This window comes from Nonomuraea sp. NPDC003214, from assembly GCF_053590035.1.
On record NZ_JBSFSX010000005.1, the window covers coordinates 414,569 to 432,544 of the forward strand.

The window sequence follows — 17,976 nt, forward strand, 5'->3', positions numbered from 1 at the left end:
CCCGGACGGACTGAAAGAATATCCGCGACGCACTTTCCGGACTTATTCTGGATTGCTGTCTTTCACCGGCCGATGCCCAGGTAGAGGTAACCGAGCCGGCGCAGTTCGGCGATCTTTTCCTTGCTGTAGTAGGCCCGGCCGTCGAGAATGAGGCAGTTGCCCGCCACCGGCAGCGCCGCGTAGTCGATGTCCGCGAAGTCGTGGTGGTTCGCCATGATGGCCACGCAGTCGGCGTCGCGGACCGTCTCGTCGAGGGACTCGGTCGGGGCGATGCCGAACAGCGTCTCGGCCTGGAACGGGTCGACCAGCGGATCGTGCAGCCTGACCGTCGCGCCGGCCTTGAGCAGGGCGGTGACGACGCCCTCGACGGGGGTCGCGCGCAGGTCGCCGGTGTTGTTCTTGAAGGCCGCGCCGAGGATGGCGACGGTCGCCGTGGCCGGGTCCTTGCCCTGGCCGACCAGCGTGTCGACGATGAGCTGGCTGGCGTGCTCGGGCATGCCCAGGTTGACCTTGCGGCCGGTCGGCGGCGTGTGGAGCTCGACGCCGCGGCGGCGGGCGGCGTGCCAGACCATCCACGGGTCCTTGACCAGGCACGAGCCGCCGACCCCCACGCTGGGCAGCAGGATGTTGACCTTGCTCTTGCCCTTGGTGATCGTGTTCGCGGCGGCGATCACGTCCAGGACGTCGACGTCGTAGGCGGCGCAGAACTTGGCCAGCTCGTTGGCCAGCGCGATGTTGAGGTCGATCCACCAGTTGTCGGCCAGCTTGACGATCTCGGCAGCCTCGGGGGAGTCCTGGGTGATCACCTCGACGCCGAGCGCCTGCCGCCAGAACAGGGCGGCGTCCGCCGTGCTGTCGTCGTCGACGCCGCCCACCACGATCGGCAGCGAGCGCAGCTCCCGCAGCGCGGTCCCCTCGGCGAACCGCTCCGGCGTGAAGGCGAGGTTGAAGTCCACGCCGCAGGCCAGGCCGCCGCCCTCCAGCAGCGGCCGGACGAAGTCGCGCGTCGTGCCGGGCGGGACCGTGCTCTTGACCAGCACGAGCTGCCCGGCCCGCAGATGGCGCCCCACCTGCTCGGACGCCTGCCCGAGCTGGTCCTCCACCATGGAGCCGTCGGTGCGCACCGGCGTGCCGACCGCCAGCAGCAGCACGTCGGCGTCGCGGACCGCCGCGAAACTCGTCGTCAGCCGCAGCCGGCCGGCCATGATGGCGGCCTCCAGCAGCGGGGCCAGGCCGTCCTCCTGATAGCGGCAGTGGCCCTCGTTCAGTTCCTCGATCAGCCTGGCGTTGGTGTCGATGCCGATCACGTCCCACCCGCGCTCGGCGAGGATGGCGGCGTAACAGGAGCCGACGTAGCCGAGTCCGATGACCGCCACTTTCGGCTGCTCGTTTTCCCGCAGGCATCGCATGAACGTTCCCCCTTTAGGGCGACCGGTCGAAATTCCTGGTGCCAGCACAACGCAATTCGCGGCGGCGCGCATCTTGTGGGTTGCCTGGCCGGGCGCAATACAGGAGATGCGACAGGAATGGAGGTGGCCGATGCTTTGGAGTGGTGCATCGACGAAGGGCGTGAGATGAACGAACACAAGGCGTTGATCCTCGACGAGGTGCGTAAATACCACGCCGATGTGGCACCCTCCGGGGATTTCGAGCCGGGCGTCACCGAGATCTGGCCCACCGGGGCCGTGCACGACGTGGCGGACCGGCTGGCGCTGGTCGAGGCCGCCCTCGACCTCCGCGTCGCCGGCGGCACCAGGGCCAGGAAGTTCGAATCCGTCTTCGCGCGCAAGATGAAGCGGCGCAAGGCGCACCTGACCAACTCGGGCTCCTCCGCCAACCTGCTGGCGGTCTCGGCGCTGACCTCCCACCGGCTGGAGGACGCCCGGCTGCGGCCCGGCGACGAGGTGATCACCGTCGCGGCGGCGTTCCCGACCACGGTCAACCCGATCCTGCAGAACGGGCTCGTCCCCGTCTACGTGGACGTGGAGCTCGGCACGTACAACCCGACCGTCGACATGGTCGCCCGGGCCATCGGCCCGAAGACGCGCGCCATCATGATCGCGCACACCGTCGGCAACCCGTTCGCCGTCGCCGAGATGGCCGAACTGGCCGCCGAGCACGAGCTCTTCCTCATCGAGGACAGCTGCGACGCCGTCGGCTCCACCTACGACGGCGAGCCCGTCGGCACCTTCGGCGACATCACCACCGTGAGCTTCTACCCGGCCCACCACATGACGATGGGCGAGGGCGGTTGCGTGCTGACCTCCAGCCTGCTGCTGTCACGCATCGTCGAGTCGCTGCGCGACTGGGGCCGCGACTGCTGGTGCGAGCCCGGCGAGAGCAACACGTGCCTGAAGAGGTTCAACTACCAGATGGGCACGCTGCCGCACGGCTACGACCACAAGTACATCTACTCGCACGTCGGCTACAACCTGAAGATCACCGAACTGCAGGCCGCGCTCGGCCTGAGCCAGCTCGGCAAGCTCGACGACTTCTGCGCCGCCCGCCGCCACAACTGGCGCCGGCTGCGCGAGGGCCTCGAAGGCGTCCCGCACCTGATCCTGCCCGAGGCCACCCCCCGCTCCGACCCGAGCTGGTACGGCTTCGTCCTCACCGTCGACCCGGCCGCGCCGTTCGACGCCAAGGAACTCGTGGACTTCCTGGAGGACCGCAAGATCGGCACCCGCCGCCTCTTCGCCGGCAACCTGCTGCGCCACCCGGCCTACCTCGACCGCGACCACCGCGTGGTGGGCGAGCTGACCAACACCGACATCATCACCACCCACACCTTCCACGTCGGCGTGTACCCCGGACTGACCGACCAGATGATCGACTACGTGGTCGCGTCGATCAAGGAGTTCGTCGCCGCGCGCGGATGACCGTGTGACAGAAGCCGAGAAGGTGATTCCTCATGGGCCGGACCGACGCATGAAGGCCTTGGTGCTGTCCGGCGGGTCCGGCACCCGTCTGCGTCCCTTCAGCTACTCGATGCCGAAACAGCTCATCCCCATCGCCAACCGTCCCGTGCTGGAGCACGTGCTGGTGAACATCCGCGACCTGGGCGTGACCGAGATCGGCGTCGTCGTCGGCTCCTGGGCCGCGGAGATCGCCGCGGTCGTCGGGGACGGCTCGTCGCTCGGCCTGCGCGTCACCTACATCCGGCAGGACGAGCCGCTCGGGCTCGCCCACGCCGTGCGGCTGGCCCGCGGATTCCTCGGCGACGACGACTTCGTGCTCTACCTGGGCGACATCATGCTGCCCGACGGGGTCGCCGGCGTCGCCGCCGACTTCCGCGCCCGGCGGCCCGCCGCGCACGTCGTCGCCCAGCGGGTGCCGGACCCGAGGGCGTTCGGCGTCGTCGAGCTCGGGCCCGGCGGGAACGTGCGGCGGCTCGTCGAGAAACCGCGCCACCCGCGCAGCGATCTCGCCATGGTGGGCGTGTACTTCTTCACCGCCGCCGTGCACGAGGCCGTCGACGCCATCGCCCCCAGCCGGCGCGGCGAGCTGGAGATCACCGACGCCGTCCAGTGGCTCGTCTCCCACGGGCGGCCCGTCCGGGCGACCGAGTACCAGGGCTTCTGGAAGGACACCGGCAAGCCCGACGACGTGCTGGAATGCAACCGGCGGCTGCTCGCCGAGCTCGGCGGGCGCGTCGAGCTCGGCCCCATGACCAGGACCACGCGCTCACGCATCGAGGGGCCGGTCATCGTCGGGGCCAACACCGTCATCGAGGACTGCCTCATCGGGCCGAACGTCTCGATCGGCCGCGACTGCGTGCTGCGCGGGACCCGACTGAGCGACTCCATCGTGCTCGACGGCGCCTCCATCCTGGAGGTGCCCGGCATGCACGGCTCCATCGTCGGCCGCTCGGCCGTCATCGAGCCGGCCGGCTCGCCCGCGATCCCGTACCGCCTGCTGGTCGGCGACAACACCCGCGTCGAGATCGCCCCCGTGGCCCGCTGACCCCCGCGCCCCCGTCCCCGGCACGGCCTCTCCCCCCGGGCGCGGGGGCGCGGCGCACTCCCCGGACATGCCGCACTCCCCGGACATGCGGCGACCGACCGGTGAGGCCGGTCGGTCGGGGCGGGGGAGGAGCGGGTCAGGCTCCGACGGGGGTGTTCTGGTAGGCGGTGATGAGCCACTGGCCGTCCTGCTTGACCAGCACCCAGGTGGCGCGGACGGCCCGCTCGGGCGCGACCTCGCTCTCGCCGCCGGCGAGCACGCCGCCCTTGGTGACCAGCACCGCGGCGTCCGGGCCGAGGAACTTGGCCGACACGGGCTCGCCGAACACCCGCGTGCCCTTGAGCGGCCCGGCGTAGGCGGCGCTCATGTACGCCCGGATGCCCTCGCGGCCGGCGACGTAGACGTCACCGGGCAGGATCATGGTGGCGTCCTCGGTGAAGACGCCGGCGAAGGCGTCACCGTCGTTGGCGGCCCAGGCGGCGATGATGCGCCGCGGCACCTCGCGCACGGCGGTCGTGTCGTCGGCGGTGATCGTTGTGACGCTCATGGGATCGTCCTCCACTCAGCGGCTGATAAACACCCTCCGTGACCATAACTCCGCGCCCTTCGCCGCCTTTCTCCTGCCGTGCCGAAGGGCGCCGGCATTTTCCCGCATTCTCAAAGATGTACGCGCCGCCGCCGCCTGTGACGATATCCGCAAGAACCGGTATTCAGGGCGGGTATCCGTTCGCGGGCCCTTTCATTGGGGAATTCAGCAGTGGAGGACACCGGATGACTGACAATCGGGCAGGCGAGCTGAGTTTCGCTCTGATCGAGGAGAAGGTCGGAAAGATCTGGCGCACCGTCTTGGACGTGCCGGACGACATGGCCGACGCCACGTTCTTCGACCTGGAAGGCGAGTCGATCTCCGCGATCCGCATCGTGTCGCGCATCGAGGACGAGCTGGGCGTCGAGCTCGAGGTGGGTGACATCTTCGAGGAGGACCCCAACGTGGGCGCGCTGGTGCTCAGGGTCGCCGCCGCGGCGAAGGTCTCGTCCCTCGCCTGAACGCGCCGACGGCGCGAGCTTCTGACCGCTGGGACACGCGGCCCAGCCCCGAGGGAACAGTAGGAGGAAATGGTGGCGACGACGACCGAGGTTCCGGCGCGGGAAGAGCTGGTGAAGCGGGTGTCCGCGCTCGCGCCGGCGCTCCGGGCCAAGTCGGCCTGGAACGAGCAGAACCGGCGCCTCCACGAGGAGTCGATCGAGGCCCTGGCCGACGCCGGCGTCTTCAGGATGCGGGTCCCGGCCCGCTTCGGCGGCTACGAGTGCGACACGCGCACGCTGGTCGACGTGGGCGCGGAGCTGGGCCAGGCCGACGGGTCCACCGCGTGGACGGCGTCGGTCTACTGGATTCCGACGTGGATGGTCTGCCTGTTCCCGGACGAGGTGCAGGCCGAGGTGTTCTCGACGCCGGACGTGCGCGTCTGCGGCACACTGAGCCCGTCGGCGATGGCTGCCCCGGCGAACGGCGGCGTGGTGGTCAACGGCAAGTGGGGGTTCGTCAGCGGCGCCTGGCACAGCCACTGGCAGGAGATCGTGGCCATCCAGGTGGGCCCGGACCAGGAGCCCATGCCCATCATGGCGCTGGTGCCCACGTCCGAGCTGAAGATCATCGACGACTGGCACACGACCGGGCTCCAGGGCACCGGCAGCGTCAGCACGGTGGCGGAGAACGTGTTCGTCCCGGCCGAGCGGGTGCTCCCGCTGCCTGCCGTCCTTCAGGAGCAGTACGCGTCGCGGCTGAACGCCGGCATCCCGATCTACCGGGCGCCGATGCTCCCCGTGGCCTCGGCCTCCTCGGTCGGCACGCTGCTGGGGTTGGCGAAGGCGGCGAAGACGGCGTTCCTGGAGCGCCTGCCCGGCCGCAAGATCACCTACACGGGCTACGAGCAGCAGAGCGAGGCGCCGCTCACCCATCTGCAGGTCGCCTCGGCCGCGCTGAAGATCGACCAGGCGCAGTTCCACGCGGAGCGGCTGGCGGCCACGGTCGACGGCAAGAGCGAGCGCGGCGAGGCGTGGACGCTGGAGGAGCGGGCCCGGGTCCGCGCCGACATGGGCGCGGTGTGCGCGCTGGCCAAGGAGGCCGCGGACATCTTCGCCTCGGCCAGCGGCGGCTCGTCCCTCTACTCCGACGTGCCGATCCAGCGCATCCTGCGTGACGTGCACAGCGCCAACCTGCACGCGCTCATGCACCCCAACACCAACACCGAGCTGTACGGCAGGGTCCTGTGCGGTCTGCCGCCGAACACGCTCTACATCTGACCGGCGTGCCCCGATGCCCCGCTGCCCTCCGGCGGCGGGGCATCCGCTCGTCACGCCGCTTCCAGACCGGCGGCCTCGGCGCGCTCGGCGGCCGCGGGGCCGCGGTCCCGGGCGGCGGGGGCGCAGGCGTCGACGATGAGCTCGCGGCCGAGGTTGCCGCGCACCAGCAGGTCGGCCACGACGCCCCAGCTCGTGCTTCCCTCCGGCGCCCGCAGCGCCTGCGCCACGGCGGTCAGGTCGTCCACGACCTCCTCCAGCACGCCGGCGACGGCGTCGGCGTTGTGCTCCAGGATGTCGATCCACAGCTCGGGCGGGCTGCCGGCCACGCGGGTCACGTCGTACAGCCCCCGGCCGGCCAGGGACAGCAGCTCCGGCTGCCCGGCCGCGTACGCGAACCGGGCGGCCAGCGCCGCCGACAGGACCAGCGGCGCGTGCGAGACCGCCGCGGCGGCCCTGTCGTGGGCGGGCGGCGACAGCAGCGTCACCTGAGCGCCGCAGGCGGCGACGAGGTCGGCCACGGCCCGGACCGCGTACAGGGCGGTGGCCGGGCACGGGCACAGCGCCCACTTGCGGCCGGTGAACAGGCCGGCGCGGGCGGCGGCCGCCCCCGGCGCCTCACGCCCGGCCATCGGGTGGCCGGGGACGTACCGGCTCAGGTCGCACCCGGCCAGCTCGGCGGTCGCCAGGATCCGCGCCTTGGTGCTGGCCACGTCGGTGTAGACGGCTCCCAGCTCTCTGGCCTGCGCGTCGCGCAGCACCTGGGGCACGGCGGACGGCGGGGTCGCGATGACCACGACGTCCGCGGGCGGCTCGTCGACGGTCAGCGGCGCGCCCGCCCCCAGGCGCACCGCCTCGGCCAGCGCACGCGGGTCGTGGTCGGCGAGCCGCACGCGGATCCCCTCGGCACGCAGCGCGAGCGCCACGGAGGTGCCGATCAGCCCGCACCCGATCACCGTGACCCGGCGGAGGGTGGATCGCGTGGTCCCGCTCGTCGTGGACGTCAAGATGGCCATGGTGACCGGTCCTTCCTCAGCATCGGTGCTTCCACTGCCATGCTGCGCCGGACCAGGGCCGAAAAGGGGGCGAGGTGACGTCCGCTTACTGCCGACGGGCAGCACGTTCCTGCCAGCGGGTCACGTCCACGGCGCCACCGGGTACCACGGGATGATCTCCCGCCGGGCCAGGAGCCTGACGTCCCAGTACAGGAACGTGAACACGCCGGCGACGATGAGCGCCGAGGCGGTCAGCACGGCGATCCGGTGCGGCTTGGCGGCCAGCCACCGGTGCACCCGGCCGCCGAACACCACGGCGGTGACCACCAGCAGCACCGCGAGCAGCACGATGTTGCCGATCGACTGCAGCGTGAACGCCGCGGCCCCGTACAGCGGGTTGCCGCTCTCGGCCGCGTCGCGGAACATCGCCCGGAACAGCCCGAACGGGCGGCCGATCAGGAAGCCGCCGATCAGCGCGCCCATGAAGACCATGCGCGCGTCGGGCCGCCGCTCGAACGGGTCGGGCACCAGCCTGAGCGCGGCCAGTCCCAGGTAGAGCATCGCCAGTCCGACGATCCCGAACACCACCATCGACTGGATGCTGCGCGGCGACAGCCCGCCGGCGACGTTGGCCGCCGTGGAGAACTGCGGCATGCTCGTGCCGACGATCCCGACGAGCGCCCCGTACAGGGCGGAGACGGGGATCATGCCGGCGGCGAGCAGCCCGAGCGGCCGCAGCGCCGCCCGGAACCGCTCGCGGCGGCCGGCGCCGTCGCCGACCAGGGGAGCCAGCGCGCCGAACACCGCGATGTTGCACGCGGTGAACGTGCCCGCCATGCCGGTCACGAACGCGAACACGACCCCCGCCGCGATGCCCGCGATCGGCGCCTCCGCGGCGTCGTGCCCCAGCAGGGTGTCGGCGACGGTGCCGCCGATCGTCTCGTCCACGAACCGGGCCGACCACACGACCGTCAGCAGGAACCCGATCACCGCGCTGATCAGGACGATCCGGCCGCGCCGCACGGTCCGCAGCTCACCGTCGCGCGCCTGCCGGCCGCTCAACGTGTTCGCCATCACCCACCACCGTTCACTCGGAGTGTCACGTACGGTCAGGATGAACGGCGATCTTGGGGGCGATTTCTTCGAGAATGCTTAGTTTGTGGCCATTCATTGCCATACAGTCATGGCCACCAGCGCCACGCCGACCAGCGAGTCCAGCACGAAGCAGAACTCCGCCAGCGACCGCGCCACCACCTTCCCCGTGCGATGGTGGTGGACGTCCCACGCGGCGTGACCGAGCATCCCCGCCGCCACCAGGTACGCGCCCGCGTCCCCGCCGACCGCCAGCGTGACGACCGCGACCAGCCCGAACCCCGCCATCGCCAGCACCTGGCGCGGCAGCCCCGCCGCCCGCGTGACCAGCCCGTACGCCGCCAGTCCGGCGGCCACGCCGAGCATCGGCCAGGTCGGGTCGACGCCCGGGAGCAGCGCCTTGGAGGCGGCGATGACGGCGAAGCTCACCCCGAACAGCGGCCACGCCGCCGACGGCCGGCCCAGCGCGGCGGCGCCCAGGTAGATCATCCCGGAGGCGGCCAGGACCGGCGCGACCTCCTCCCCGCCCGCCAGCCCGTACACCATCAGCCCGGCCAGCACGATCCCGGCCATGGTGGGCCAGTGGCGCAGCGTCGAGACCCGTTCGGTCGTGTCGTTCACGGCGTCCTCCTTCGATGAGGGCTCCAGCCTCGCCACCGGCGCGCGCCGCCAGTAGTGCCGGATGCGCACGGGCGCGCGTGGACGTGTCACATGATCGGGTGACATCTGTCATCCGCGCGTGCCTTGCTGCGACAATGGCCGCGTGCCTGACCTCCCCATCGACGAGGACGCCGGCCTGGGCCGCTTCCGCCGGGGCACCTGGTGGAGCGTGACCGCGACGACCGGGTTCTTCCTCGTCTTCGTCGCCGGGGCCTGGGTCCTCGACCCCGCCGTGGCCCTGTGGGCCCGCGTCACGGGCGCCGCCGCCCTGGCCGCCACGGGCCTGTCCGGCATGGCACTCCTCACCCGCCGCATGACCCCCTCCCCGGAAACCCCCGCACCCCCGCCCCCGGACACGCCATCGCCTGCGTCCGTGCCTTCGGCGGTCCGGCTGCCTGTGGGGTGGACGGTCGCCGGGGGCGCGGGGGCGGCGGTGCTCGGCGGGCTCATGCTGGCCCACGGGGACGACGGACGCTGGTCGCTGCCGGCCGCGCTCGTGGTGTCGATCGCCGCGACGTTCCTGCGCCCGGCGCCCCGGTGGGGGCTCATCGGGGCGGCGGCGCTGGCCGCCTCGGGCGTCGGCGCGCTCTCCGGCGCGCCGCTGCCCGGCGCCGCCGTGCTGCCGCCCGCCGTGGTGCTGGTCACCGCGTGGACGACCCTGGCCATGCTGTGGGGCTGGGACGTGGCCAAGCGGCTCAACGACGTGCGCAGGCTCGCCGCCGAGCTGGCGGTCAAGGAGGAACGGCTGCGCTTCGCCGCCGACCTGCACGACATCCAGGGCCACCACCTCCAGGTGATCGCGCTCAAGAGCGAGCTGGCCGCCCGGCTCGCCGAGGCGGACCCGGCGCGCGCCGCCGCGGAGATGCACGAGGTGCGCCGCCTGGCCGCCGACGCGCTCTCCGACACCAGGGCGGTCGTGCAGGGCTACCGCCGCACCACGCTCGACGCGGAGATCGCCAACGCGACGGGCGTGCTGGCCGCCGCCGGCATCGACGCCCGGATGAGCGTGGAGCCCGCCGACGCCCGCCGCCTTCCCGAAGCCGGACGCCACCTGCTGGGCCTGGTCATGCGGGAGGCGACCACCAACGTGCTGCGCCACAGCCGGGCCCGGCACGCCGAGGTCGACTACCGGGTGACCGGCGACCTCGCCCGCCTGCGCGTGACCAACGACGGCGCCGGCCAGCCCGGCGAGCAGCACAGCGGCCAGCACGGCGACCAGCCCAGCGCGGGCGGGACCGGGCTGCGCACGCTCGCCGAGCGGCTGGCGTCCGCGGGCGGCGAGCTGACCTGGGAGCACGACGACGACCGCTTCGCCGTGGTGGCCCGCCTGCCCGCCCGAAGCGCGGAGGACCGATGATCCGGTTGCTGATAGCCGACGACGAGGACCTGCTCAGGGGCGCCCTGGCGGCGCTGCTCGGGCTGGAGGAGGACCTCGCCGTCGTGGCCGAGGCCGCCACCTCCACCGACGCGGTCCGCCTGGCCAGGGAGCACCGCCCCGACATCGCGGTGCTGGACCTGGAGATGCCGCCCGCCGACGGCCTGCGCGCGGCCGAGACGATCCGGGCGGAGCTGCCCACCAGGATCGTCCTGGTCACCCGGCACGCCAGGCCGGGCGTGCTGCGCCGGGCGCTCGCGGCGGGCGTCAGCGGCTTCGTGCCGAAGACGACGCCGGCGACGAAGCTGGCCGAGATCATCCGGGCCGTCGCCGCCGGCCGCCGCTACGTGGACCCCGACATCGCCGCCTCCGCGCTGACCGAGGACGCCTGCCCGCTCACCGACCGGGAGCTGGAGGTGCTGCGGGCGTCGCGGACCGGCGCGTCGGTCAACGAGATCGCCGAGCGGGTGCGTCTCGCGCCGGGCACCGTCCGCAACTACCTGTCGTCGGCGATGGCCAAGCTGGGCGCCGGCTCGCGGCACGCCGCCGCCCACCGGGCCTGGGAGGAGGGCTGGATCTAGAGGTCGCGGGCCTCGTCCAGGACCTTGGCCGACTCGCGCTCGTACGAGCCCCTGGCCGACAGCACGAGCAGGCCGCCGAGGACCATCGGGACGATGAGCGCGTACATGGCGGTGACGAGCGAGCCGGTGGCGTCGGAGGTGATGCCGACGATGAGCGGCCCGAACGCCGCGCCGAGCGTGAGCAGGAACTGCAGCACGGCGAAGCCGAGGCCGCGCGAGCGGGCGCCGACGACGTCGGCGACGGAGGCCGTGCAGGTGGGGATGGCGGTCGCCGACACCGTGACGGCCAGCAGCACACAGAGGATCATGGCGGTGGCCGACCCCATGAGCAGGGCGCCGCCGAGCAGCAGGGAGCCGGCGGTGATGCCGGCGCCGCCGACCAGCAGGAGCCCGGCGCGGTGGCGGGCGATGGCGCGGCGGCCGAGCCGGCCGCCGATCACGGTCCCGGCGACCACGCCGACGATGGTGACCAGGCCGCTCGTGGTGCCCGCGGTGCCGATGGGCAGGCCGTACGCGCGTGACAGGAGGGTGGGCAGCCAGTAGTAGATGCCGCCCAGCCCCAGCGTGAGGATCATGACGCCCACGGAGACCCGGACCAGCGTCCGGACGGCGAGGACCTCGCGGACCTGCCGCCAGAAGGGCGGCGAGGCGAGGGCGGGCCGGTCCGGGGGAACGGCTCCGGTCGCGGGCTTGTCGCCCGCCGAGGCCCTGATCTTGTCGAGCCGGCCGCGTTCGGGCTCGCGCAGCCGCCAGACCAGCAGGGCGGTGAGGATGCCGGGGACCGCCATGCACAGGAAGGCGGCGCGCCACCCGTACGCCTGGCCGATGACGCCGCCGACGATGGTGCCGAGCCCGCTCAGGTAGGTCGTCATGCGGGTCCAGCCGTACACGTGGACCCGGGCGGCGGCGGGGTAGAAGTCGGCGATGAGGCTGCCCATGGCCGGGTTGTCGATGTTCTCGGCGGCGGCGAGCAGCACGCGCATGAGGTAGAAGACGGCGAACCCGGCGGCGAGTCCCGAGCCGAGCGTGGCCAGCCCCCAGCACAGCACCACGACGGCGATGATCTTCGTGCGGCTGTAGCGGTCGGCGAGGTAGCCGGCGGGCAGCGCGACGGCGGTGGCGGCCAGGGCCCCGGCGGTGGGGATGGATCCGGCGGCCGTGTCGCTGAACCCCCACTGCTCCTGGATGAGCGGGAGCACGCCGGCCAGGAGCCCGGCCTCCATGCGGTCCACGATGCCGACGAGGAACAGCACGGCGAACGGCGCCCAGCCGTACGGGTTCGGGTCGGTCGGGCTGATCCCGCCCGCGGGTGGGGACCCGAGTCGCCGGCGCTCGCGGGTGACGGCCTTGACCATGGACTTCTCCTCCGCTGTGGCAGCCGGGTGCCCTAGAACAGGGTTCTAGGACCGAGTTCTGGTCAGAGTGTCGTACATCACATCGTGTTGCGCCAGGGGTGCGGCGTCAGGAAGTGGTCGCGGCGGACCGGGGCGGCGGGGCCCCGTGGCGGTACGGGCGTTTATGAATAAGTCTCGGGAATTTCCGGTTTAGTGCGGTATGTGATTGTCCCTGATAAGAAATAGCCGACGTTTTGACATGGCTGTAGGGACAAGGGCGTGTAAAGTCGTCAAGCGGCGACGCCCCATGCTCATTTGACGGGTGTCGATTCCTCTGCCGTGCCCATATGGAGCTCCAGCACTTCAAAGGACGGACATGAACGGATCCGCGGATTTCACTGCCGGAGTGCTGCTGGCGAGCGTCATCTGCAGCGTGTTATTGCTGATGGTCTGCCTCGTGCTGCTGGCCATCCTGCTCATGCGCTCCCGGGCGCCCGAGCGCCGGCCCGCCCCCGCCGAGCCGCCCGCCGAGCGCCCCGCGCCCCCCGCCGAGCGCCCCGCCCAGGGAAACGACGAAACCGCCGGGCAGGCGCGTGCCGACGAACGGGCGCAAGCCGCAGAAAGGGCCAGAGTCAGTGCCGAACAGGCCAGAGAGGCCGCCGAGAAAGAGAAAGAACAGGCGCTGCAACAGGCCAACGCCAACCTCCAGTGGTACAACGCGGCCGTCGCCGAGACCGGCCGGCTCGTCGAGCGCCTCAACGCGGTGGCCGACGCCGAGGTGCGCGGCTACTCCGACGTCGTCGTGCCCGGCCTGCTGCACCCGCAGTTCGCGGGCACGCCGCTGAGCGACCACATCGCCGGCGCCGAGGAGCTGCTGCGCGAGGCCGTGCACGCCACCCGGGCCGACGTCAGCGGCGCCGCCCGCGCCGGCGTCCGGGGCATGGCCGAAGAGGTGCAGATGTACCTGGCCCGCCTCCAGATGTCCATCAACGAGGCGCTCGACCTGCCGCCCGGCACCGACCCCCACCGCAGCCTGGTCGAGATGGACGCCCACGCCACCTGGGCGCTGCACGCCGTCCAGCGGCTGCGCATCCTGGCCGGCTCCTGGCCGGGCGTGCAGCGCGCCGACTGCACCTTCCGCGAGATCGTCGAGAGCGCCCGCGGCCGCATCCCCGCCTACGACCGCGTCGACTACACGTACGTGCCCGACGTCGGCGAGCGATGGGTCGAGGGCCGGGTGGTCGAGCCGATCACCGTCGCGCTCGCCGAGCTGCTGGCCAACGCGACCAGCTACACCGGCGACCGGGTCAGCGTCTACGTCCGGGAGGTCCCCAAGGGTTTCTGCGTCGTCATCGACGACAAGGGCGCCGGCCTGAACTCCTTCCAGCTCGCCGAGGCCGAGCGGCTGCTGTCGCGCCAGACGACGCTCGACGCGGCCAACCTGGCCGACGAGCGCAAGCTGGGCTTCGCCATCATCGGCACCCTGGCGCACGACTACGGCTTCCACGTCGACGTCAGCGCCCCCTCGCCCAGCGGCGGCGTCCAGGCGTCCTGCCTCGTCCCGCACCACCTGATGAGCGCCGCCCCCGGCCTGACCGCCCCCGGCCTCGCGGCGCCCCCGCGCGAGACGGCCCCGCCGCAGCCCGCGTTCCACGCGGCCCCCGCGCCGGTCACGACCTCCCACGGCCTGCCCAAGCGCGAACGCCGGCACGCGGTCGCGCCCCTCTCGGCCCAGCCGACCCAGCAATCCATCACCGACACCCGCGCGCCCGAAGACGTGGCCGCCGACCTCGGAAAGCTGAGCGAGCTGCTCAGCACGGGCCTCGCCACCGGCCGCGACAACGACGCCGAAGGACACTCGCAGCCATGACCATAGAGCAGCCCACCGCCGACGACACCAACATGAGCTGGGTCCTCAACAACCTCGTCGACCAGCAGTCGGACGTCATGAACGCGGTGCTGTTCACCTCCGACGGGCTGGTCCTGGCGCACTCGGCCGGCATGAGCCGCGACGACGCCGACCGCGCCGCCGCCGCCCTGTCGGCGATGAAGTCGCTGCAGCAGCAGCTGAGCGAGTTCTGCACCACCCCGTCGCGTCACAGCGCTCCCGGGCCGCTACGCTACGTGATCGCCGACCTTGCGAACGTCACCATGGTGCTGTTCGCCGTGACCGAGCGCACCGGCATCGGCGTGTCCATCCGCGGCGAGTCCAACAGCGCCGCGACCCACATCGCGATCCAGGCGGCCACCAAGACCGTGCGCGGGCTCGGCCCGATCCTCGGCGCGCGGGAGCGGAGCAGCGGCGCATGACACCGTCGCGGCACCGGCGGGCGGGCATGATCCGCTCCTACACCGTGTCGGGCGGCGACGCCTCCGCGACACGCGCCGGTCTCGACGCCGCCACGCTGCTGCTCGCCGACCCCGCCCGGCCGCTGGCCGGGCTCGCCGCCCACCCCCGGCGGGTGATGGACCTGTGCCTGCCCGGGGCGCTGTCGGTGTCGGAGGTCGCCGCCCACCTGGAGCTGCCGGGCGCGATCGTCAAGGTCATCGTGGCCGGCCTCGTCGACAGCGGCCACCTGGCCCCGCGCGCGCCGTTCGTCCCCGCCGCCTCCCCCTATAGCACCGACTTCCTGATGAAGGTGTTGAAGGCACTTGAAAAGCTCTGACCGCTACGTGCCGGCGACGGCCCGGCCGGTGAAGGTTCTCGTGCTCGGCCCGTTCGCCGTCGGCAAGACCACCTTCGTCAGGACCGTCTCGGAGATCCGCCCGCTGTCCACCGAGGAGCGGATGACGCAGGCCGGGCAGCTCGTGGACGACCTGCGCGACCTGCAGGGCAAGGACACCACCACGGTGGCGATGGACTTCGGCCGCCTCACGTTGTCTCCTGAGATCGTGCTCTATCTGTTCGGCGCGCCCGGCCAGCCGAGGTTCCACGGCATGGTCCGCTCCCTCATGGAGGGCGCGCTCGGCGGACTGGTCCTGGTCGACACGCGCCGCATCGACGACAGCTTCGACGCGATGAACCTGCTCGAAGAGGCGCAACTGCCGCACGTCGTCGCCGTCAACCACTTCGACGGCTCGCCCCGCTACCGCGACGCCGAGCTGCGCGACAGCCTCAGCCTGGACGATCAGCCGCTGGTGAGCCTGGACGCCCGCCGGGCCGGCTCGGCCAAGCACGGCCTGATCGCCCTCGTCCAGCACATCCTCGACCACCACCGCCGCCTGGAGCATGCCCGATGACACCGTCCGCCCCCGTCCCGAGGCTGTTCGGCCCCTCGTTCGCCGCCCGGCCCGACGACGCCTACGACCTGCTGCGCGCCGCCGGCCCCGTCGCCTGGGCGGAGATCGCCGACGGCGTGCACGCGCTGGTCGTCACCGGCCGCCGCGCCGCCGTCGACGTGGTCACCGACACCGACACCTACTCCAAGGACAGCCGCATGTGGGAGGCGCTGCAGCAGGGCCGCGTCCCCGCCGACAGTCCCGTGCTGGCGCTCATGGCCTACCGGCCCAGCCTCCTGTACGCCGACGGCGAGCGGCACGCCCGGCTGCGGCGCGCGATGGACGACTGCCTGCGCCGGATCAACATGCACGAGCTGCGTGAGATCACCCGCCGCCACGCGCTGCGCCTCATCGACGACTTCGCCGGCGAGGGCCGGGCGGAGCTGATGAGCCAGTACGCCGACATGCTGCCGCTGCTGGTCTTCACCGACCTGCTGGGCTGCCCGCCGGAGCTGGTCGAGCGCATGGTCACCGGCTGCCAGGGCATGATCAACGCCGGTCCGGAGGCCGCGCAGGGGGCCGCCGACCTGGCGCAGTGCCTGGCGGAGATCATCGCGATGAAGGACGGCTCGCCGGGGCGCGACTGCACCTCCTGGATGCTGGCCCATCCGGCCCGGCTCACGCACGAGGAGATCCTGCACCAGCTCGTCGTCCTGGTCGGCGCGGGCACGATCCCGACCTCGGCGTGGATCGCCTCGGGCCTGCGGCTGCTGCTGTCGGACGACCACTACGCCGGCGACCTGACCGCGGGCGCCGTCACCGTGCGCCGCGCCCTGGAGCAGGTGCTGTGGACGCAGTCGCCGATGGCCAACTTCTCCGTGCACTTCGCCCGCCACGACACCGCGCTGCACGGGGTGCCGGTCCCGCGCGGGGTGCCGATCCTGATCAGCCACGCCGCCACGGGCACCGACCCGGCGCTGCCGCCGCTCGGCTACGACAACCGCTCCCACCTGGCCTGGTCGGCCGGCCCGCACCGCTGTCCCGCCGACAGCCAGGCCGCCGCGATCGCCCAGACCGCGATCGAGACGCTGCTCGACCAGCTGTGGGACCTGGAGCTGGGCGCGGGCGGCGGGGCCAACCGGCCGGGCCCCTTCCACCAGTGCCCGGCGACGCTGGCCATCCGCTTCCGGCCCCGGCCCGCCGATGCTTCCCTCACCCCCACCGCGTCCACTGGAGGTAGTCGTGTCCAGCGAACCCCCGATTCTCGACCCCACAGGAAGGCGCCTTTATGAGCAGGTCGACGAGCTGCGCGCGGCCGGCCCGGCCGTCCGGGTGCGGCTGCCCGGAGACCTGGTCGCCTGGTCGGTGACCCGCGGCGAGGTCGCCAAGAAGCTCCTGGTCCACCCTGGCGTCTCCAAGAACGCCCGCACCTCCTGGCCGGAGTACAGGCCGTTCGCGATCGGCTGGCTGACCGCCTGGGTCGACGTGATCAGCATGTTCACCGTCGACGGCGACGACCACAAGCGGCTCAAGGACCTGGTCGGCAGGGCGTTCACCCCCCGCCGCATCGAGGCGATGCGGCCCGCGATCGAGACCATCGTCGAGGACCTGCTCGCCGACCTGGAGCACGCCCCGCCGGGGCGGCCGGTCGACCTGCGGGCCTCCTTCAGCTATCCCATCCCGACCCGGGTGATCTGCGACCTGATGGGCGTCCCGCTGGAGCAGCGCCCGCAGATGCTGCGCTGCATCGACGCGGTCCTCGACACCAGCCTCACGCCCGAGCAGGCGAACGTCGTCCAGCGGGACATGTTCGCGGCGATGCACACGCTCATGCACTACCGCCGCGCCAACCCGGGGACGGACCTGACGAGCCTGATGCTGGCCGCACAGGAGGAGGGCGCGCCGCTCAGCACGGAGGAGCTGGTCAGCACGTTGATCCTGATGATCGGCGCGGGCAGCGAGACCGCCGTGTCGCTCATCGACCACGCGACCGTCGCCATGCTGTCGCACCCGGACCAGCTCGCCGCCGTCCGCGCCGACCCGGCCCGCTGGGACGACGTCATCGAGGAGAGCCTGCGCCAGCACGCGCCGATCATGCACCTGCCGATGCGCTACGCCACCACCGACATCGACCTCGGCGAGGGCGTCATGATCGGCAAGGGGGAGCTCATCCTCATCGCGTTCGGCGCGCACGGCCGCGACCCGGCGGTCAACCCGGACCCGGACCGCTTCGACATCAGCCGCGCCGAGCGGCAGCACCTGGCGTTCGGGCACGGCATCCACTACTGCCTGGGCGCGCCGCTGGCCCGGCTGGAGGCGGCGATCGCGCTGCCGGCGCTCTTCTCGCGCTTCCCGGAGCTGCGGCTGGTGAGCAGGCCGGGGCGGCACACGTCGTTCATCGGCAACGACTACCCGTCGCTGCCGGTGGTCCTCGACCCGGCGGCGTGACACCCATA

Annotated in this window: 18 protein-coding genes; 12 read left to right on the forward strand and 6 right to left on the reverse strand. The window is 72.3% G+C overall.

The window, feature by feature from the left end:
- Nucleotides 1-62: 62 nt before the first annotated feature.
- On the reverse strand, nucleotides 63-1,376 hold the full coding sequence (locus tag ACWDXC_RS17625) for a nucleotide sugar dehydrogenase (protein ID WP_449982801.1): 1,314 nt from the start codon (nucleotides 1,374-1,376) through the stop codon (nucleotides 63-65).
- Nucleotides 1,377-1,574: 198 nt separating this feature from the next.
- Here ACWDXC_RS17625 and rfbH point away from each other — a divergent pair, with 198 nt between their 5' ends.
- A complete protein-coding gene (gene rfbH, locus ACWDXC_RS17630; RefSeq protein WP_449982804.1) occupies nucleotides 1,575-2,879 on the forward strand; it encodes a lipopolysaccharide biosynthesis protein RfbH in 1,305 nt (434 codons plus the stop codon).
- A 49-nt stretch (nucleotides 2,880-2,928) separates the two neighbouring features.
- Nucleotides 2,929-3,963 carry a glucose-1-phosphate thymidylyltransferase gene (locus tag ACWDXC_RS17635; protein WP_219508698.1) on the forward strand — a complete coding sequence of 345 codons (1,035 nt, stop codon included), beginning with the start codon at nucleotides 2,929-2,931 and terminating at the stop codon, nucleotides 3,961-3,963.
- A 136-nt stretch (nucleotides 3,964-4,099) separates the two neighbouring features.
- Here the strand turns inward: ACWDXC_RS17635 and ACWDXC_RS17640 are convergent, their stop codons facing one another.
- The gene (locus ACWDXC_RS17640; RefSeq protein ID WP_219508697.1) at nucleotides 4,100-4,510 is read right to left on the reverse strand and encodes an SgcJ/EcaC family oxidoreductase; all 411 of its coding nucleotides are present in this window, start codon (nucleotides 4,508-4,510) and stop codon (nucleotides 4,100-4,102) included.
- A gap of 224 nt (nucleotides 4,511-4,734) precedes the next feature.
- Here ACWDXC_RS17640 and ACWDXC_RS17645 point away from each other — a divergent pair, with 224 nt between their 5' ends.
- The gene (locus ACWDXC_RS17645; protein ID WP_246645785.1) at nucleotides 4,735-5,010 is read left to right on the forward strand and encodes a phosphopantetheine-binding protein; all 276 of its coding nucleotides are present in this window, start codon (nucleotides 4,735-4,737) and stop codon (nucleotides 5,008-5,010) included.
- A 69-nt stretch (nucleotides 5,011-5,079) separates the two neighbouring features.
- The gene (locus ACWDXC_RS17650) at nucleotides 5,080-6,267 is read left to right on the forward strand and encodes an acyl-CoA dehydrogenase family protein (RefSeq protein WP_219508695.1); all 1,188 of its coding nucleotides are present in this window, start codon (nucleotides 5,080-5,082) and stop codon (nucleotides 6,265-6,267) included.
- Nucleotides 6,268-6,317: 50 nt separating this feature from the next.
- Here ACWDXC_RS17650 and ACWDXC_RS17655 read toward each other — a convergent pair whose 3' ends face one another.
- From ACWDXC_RS17655 to ACWDXC_RS17665, 3 genes are all read right to left on the reverse strand, one after another.
- Nucleotides 6,318-7,280 carry a prephenate dehydrogenase gene (locus ACWDXC_RS17655; RefSeq protein ID WP_449982809.1) on the reverse strand — a complete coding sequence of 321 codons (963 nt, stop codon included), beginning with the start codon at nucleotides 7,278-7,280 and terminating at the stop codon, nucleotides 6,318-6,320.
- 120 nt (nucleotides 7,281-7,400) lie between these two features.
- Entirely contained in the window at nucleotides 7,401-8,333 is a 933-nt protein-coding gene (locus ACWDXC_RS17660) for a hypothetical protein (protein ID WP_449982811.1), read from the reverse strand.
- 93 nt (nucleotides 8,334-8,426) lie between these two features.
- Nucleotides 8,427-8,972 carry a hypothetical protein gene (locus tag ACWDXC_RS17665; protein WP_449982814.1) on the reverse strand — a complete coding sequence of 182 codons (546 nt, stop codon included), beginning with the start codon at nucleotides 8,970-8,972 and terminating at the stop codon, nucleotides 8,427-8,429.
- Between the two features lie 142 nt (nucleotides 8,973-9,114).
- On the opposite strand from ACWDXC_RS17665, the gene ACWDXC_RS17670 reads away from it, so the two are divergent.
- The gene (locus ACWDXC_RS17670; RefSeq protein ID WP_449982817.1) at nucleotides 9,115-10,368 is read left to right on the forward strand and encodes a sensor histidine kinase; all 1,254 of its coding nucleotides are present in this window, start codon (nucleotides 9,115-9,117) and stop codon (nucleotides 10,366-10,368) included.
- Nucleotides 10,365-10,967, forward strand: coding sequence for a response regulator transcription factor (locus ACWDXC_RS17675; protein ID WP_449982820.1), 603 nt, complete (start codon nucleotides 10,365-10,367; stop codon nucleotides 10,965-10,967). The genes ACWDXC_RS17670 and ACWDXC_RS17675 overlap by 4 nt, the downstream gene beginning before the upstream one ends.
- On the opposite strand, the gene ACWDXC_RS17680 is transcribed toward ACWDXC_RS17675, so the two are convergent.
- Complete coding sequence (locus tag ACWDXC_RS17680; protein ID WP_449982823.1) at nucleotides 10,964-12,322, reverse strand: MFS transporter; 1,359 nt, start codon at nucleotides 12,320-12,322, stop codon at nucleotides 10,964-10,966. The genes ACWDXC_RS17675 and ACWDXC_RS17680 overlap by 4 nt on opposite strands.
- A gap of 355 nt (nucleotides 12,323-12,677) precedes the next feature.
- Here ACWDXC_RS17680 and ACWDXC_RS17685 point away from each other — a divergent pair, with 355 nt between their 5' ends.
- Genes ACWDXC_RS17685 through ACWDXC_RS17710 form a run of 6 tightly spaced genes read left to right on the forward strand, consistent with a single transcriptional unit; the run spans nucleotide 12,678 to nucleotide 17,968 of the window.
- A complete protein-coding gene (locus ACWDXC_RS17685; RefSeq protein WP_449982825.1) occupies nucleotides 12,678-14,171 on the forward strand; it encodes an ATP-binding protein in 1,494 nt (497 codons plus the stop codon).
- On the forward strand, nucleotides 14,168-14,611 hold the full coding sequence (locus ACWDXC_RS17690) for a roadblock/LC7 domain-containing protein (RefSeq protein WP_219515334.1): 444 nt from the start codon (nucleotides 14,168-14,170) through the stop codon (nucleotides 14,609-14,611). Before ACWDXC_RS17685 ends, ACWDXC_RS17690 begins: the two co-directional genes overlap by 4 nt.
- Complete coding sequence (locus tag ACWDXC_RS17695; protein ID WP_219515336.1) at nucleotides 14,608-14,967, forward strand: DUF742 domain-containing protein; 360 nt, start codon at nucleotides 14,608-14,610, stop codon at nucleotides 14,965-14,967. Before ACWDXC_RS17690 ends, ACWDXC_RS17695 begins: the two co-directional genes overlap by 4 nt.
- Nucleotides 14,954-15,541 carry a GTP-binding protein gene (locus tag ACWDXC_RS17700; RefSeq protein ID WP_219515339.1) on the forward strand — a complete coding sequence of 196 codons (588 nt, stop codon included), beginning with the start codon at nucleotides 14,954-14,956 and terminating at the stop codon, nucleotides 15,539-15,541. Before ACWDXC_RS17695 ends, ACWDXC_RS17700 begins: the two co-directional genes overlap by 14 nt.
- Nucleotides 15,538-16,812: a cytochrome P450 gene (locus tag ACWDXC_RS17705; RefSeq protein WP_449982830.1), complete on the forward strand. Its 1,275-nt coding sequence runs from the start codon at nucleotides 15,538-15,540 to the stop codon at nucleotides 16,810-16,812. Before ACWDXC_RS17700 ends, ACWDXC_RS17705 begins: the two co-directional genes overlap by 4 nt.
- Nucleotides 16,763-17,968 carry a cytochrome P450 family protein gene (locus tag ACWDXC_RS17710; RefSeq protein ID WP_449982832.1) on the forward strand — a complete coding sequence of 402 codons (1,206 nt, stop codon included), beginning with the start codon at nucleotides 16,763-16,765 and terminating at the stop codon, nucleotides 17,966-17,968. The genes ACWDXC_RS17705 and ACWDXC_RS17710 overlap by 50 nt, the downstream gene beginning before the upstream one ends.
- Nucleotides 17,969-17,976 lie beyond the last annotated feature (8 nt).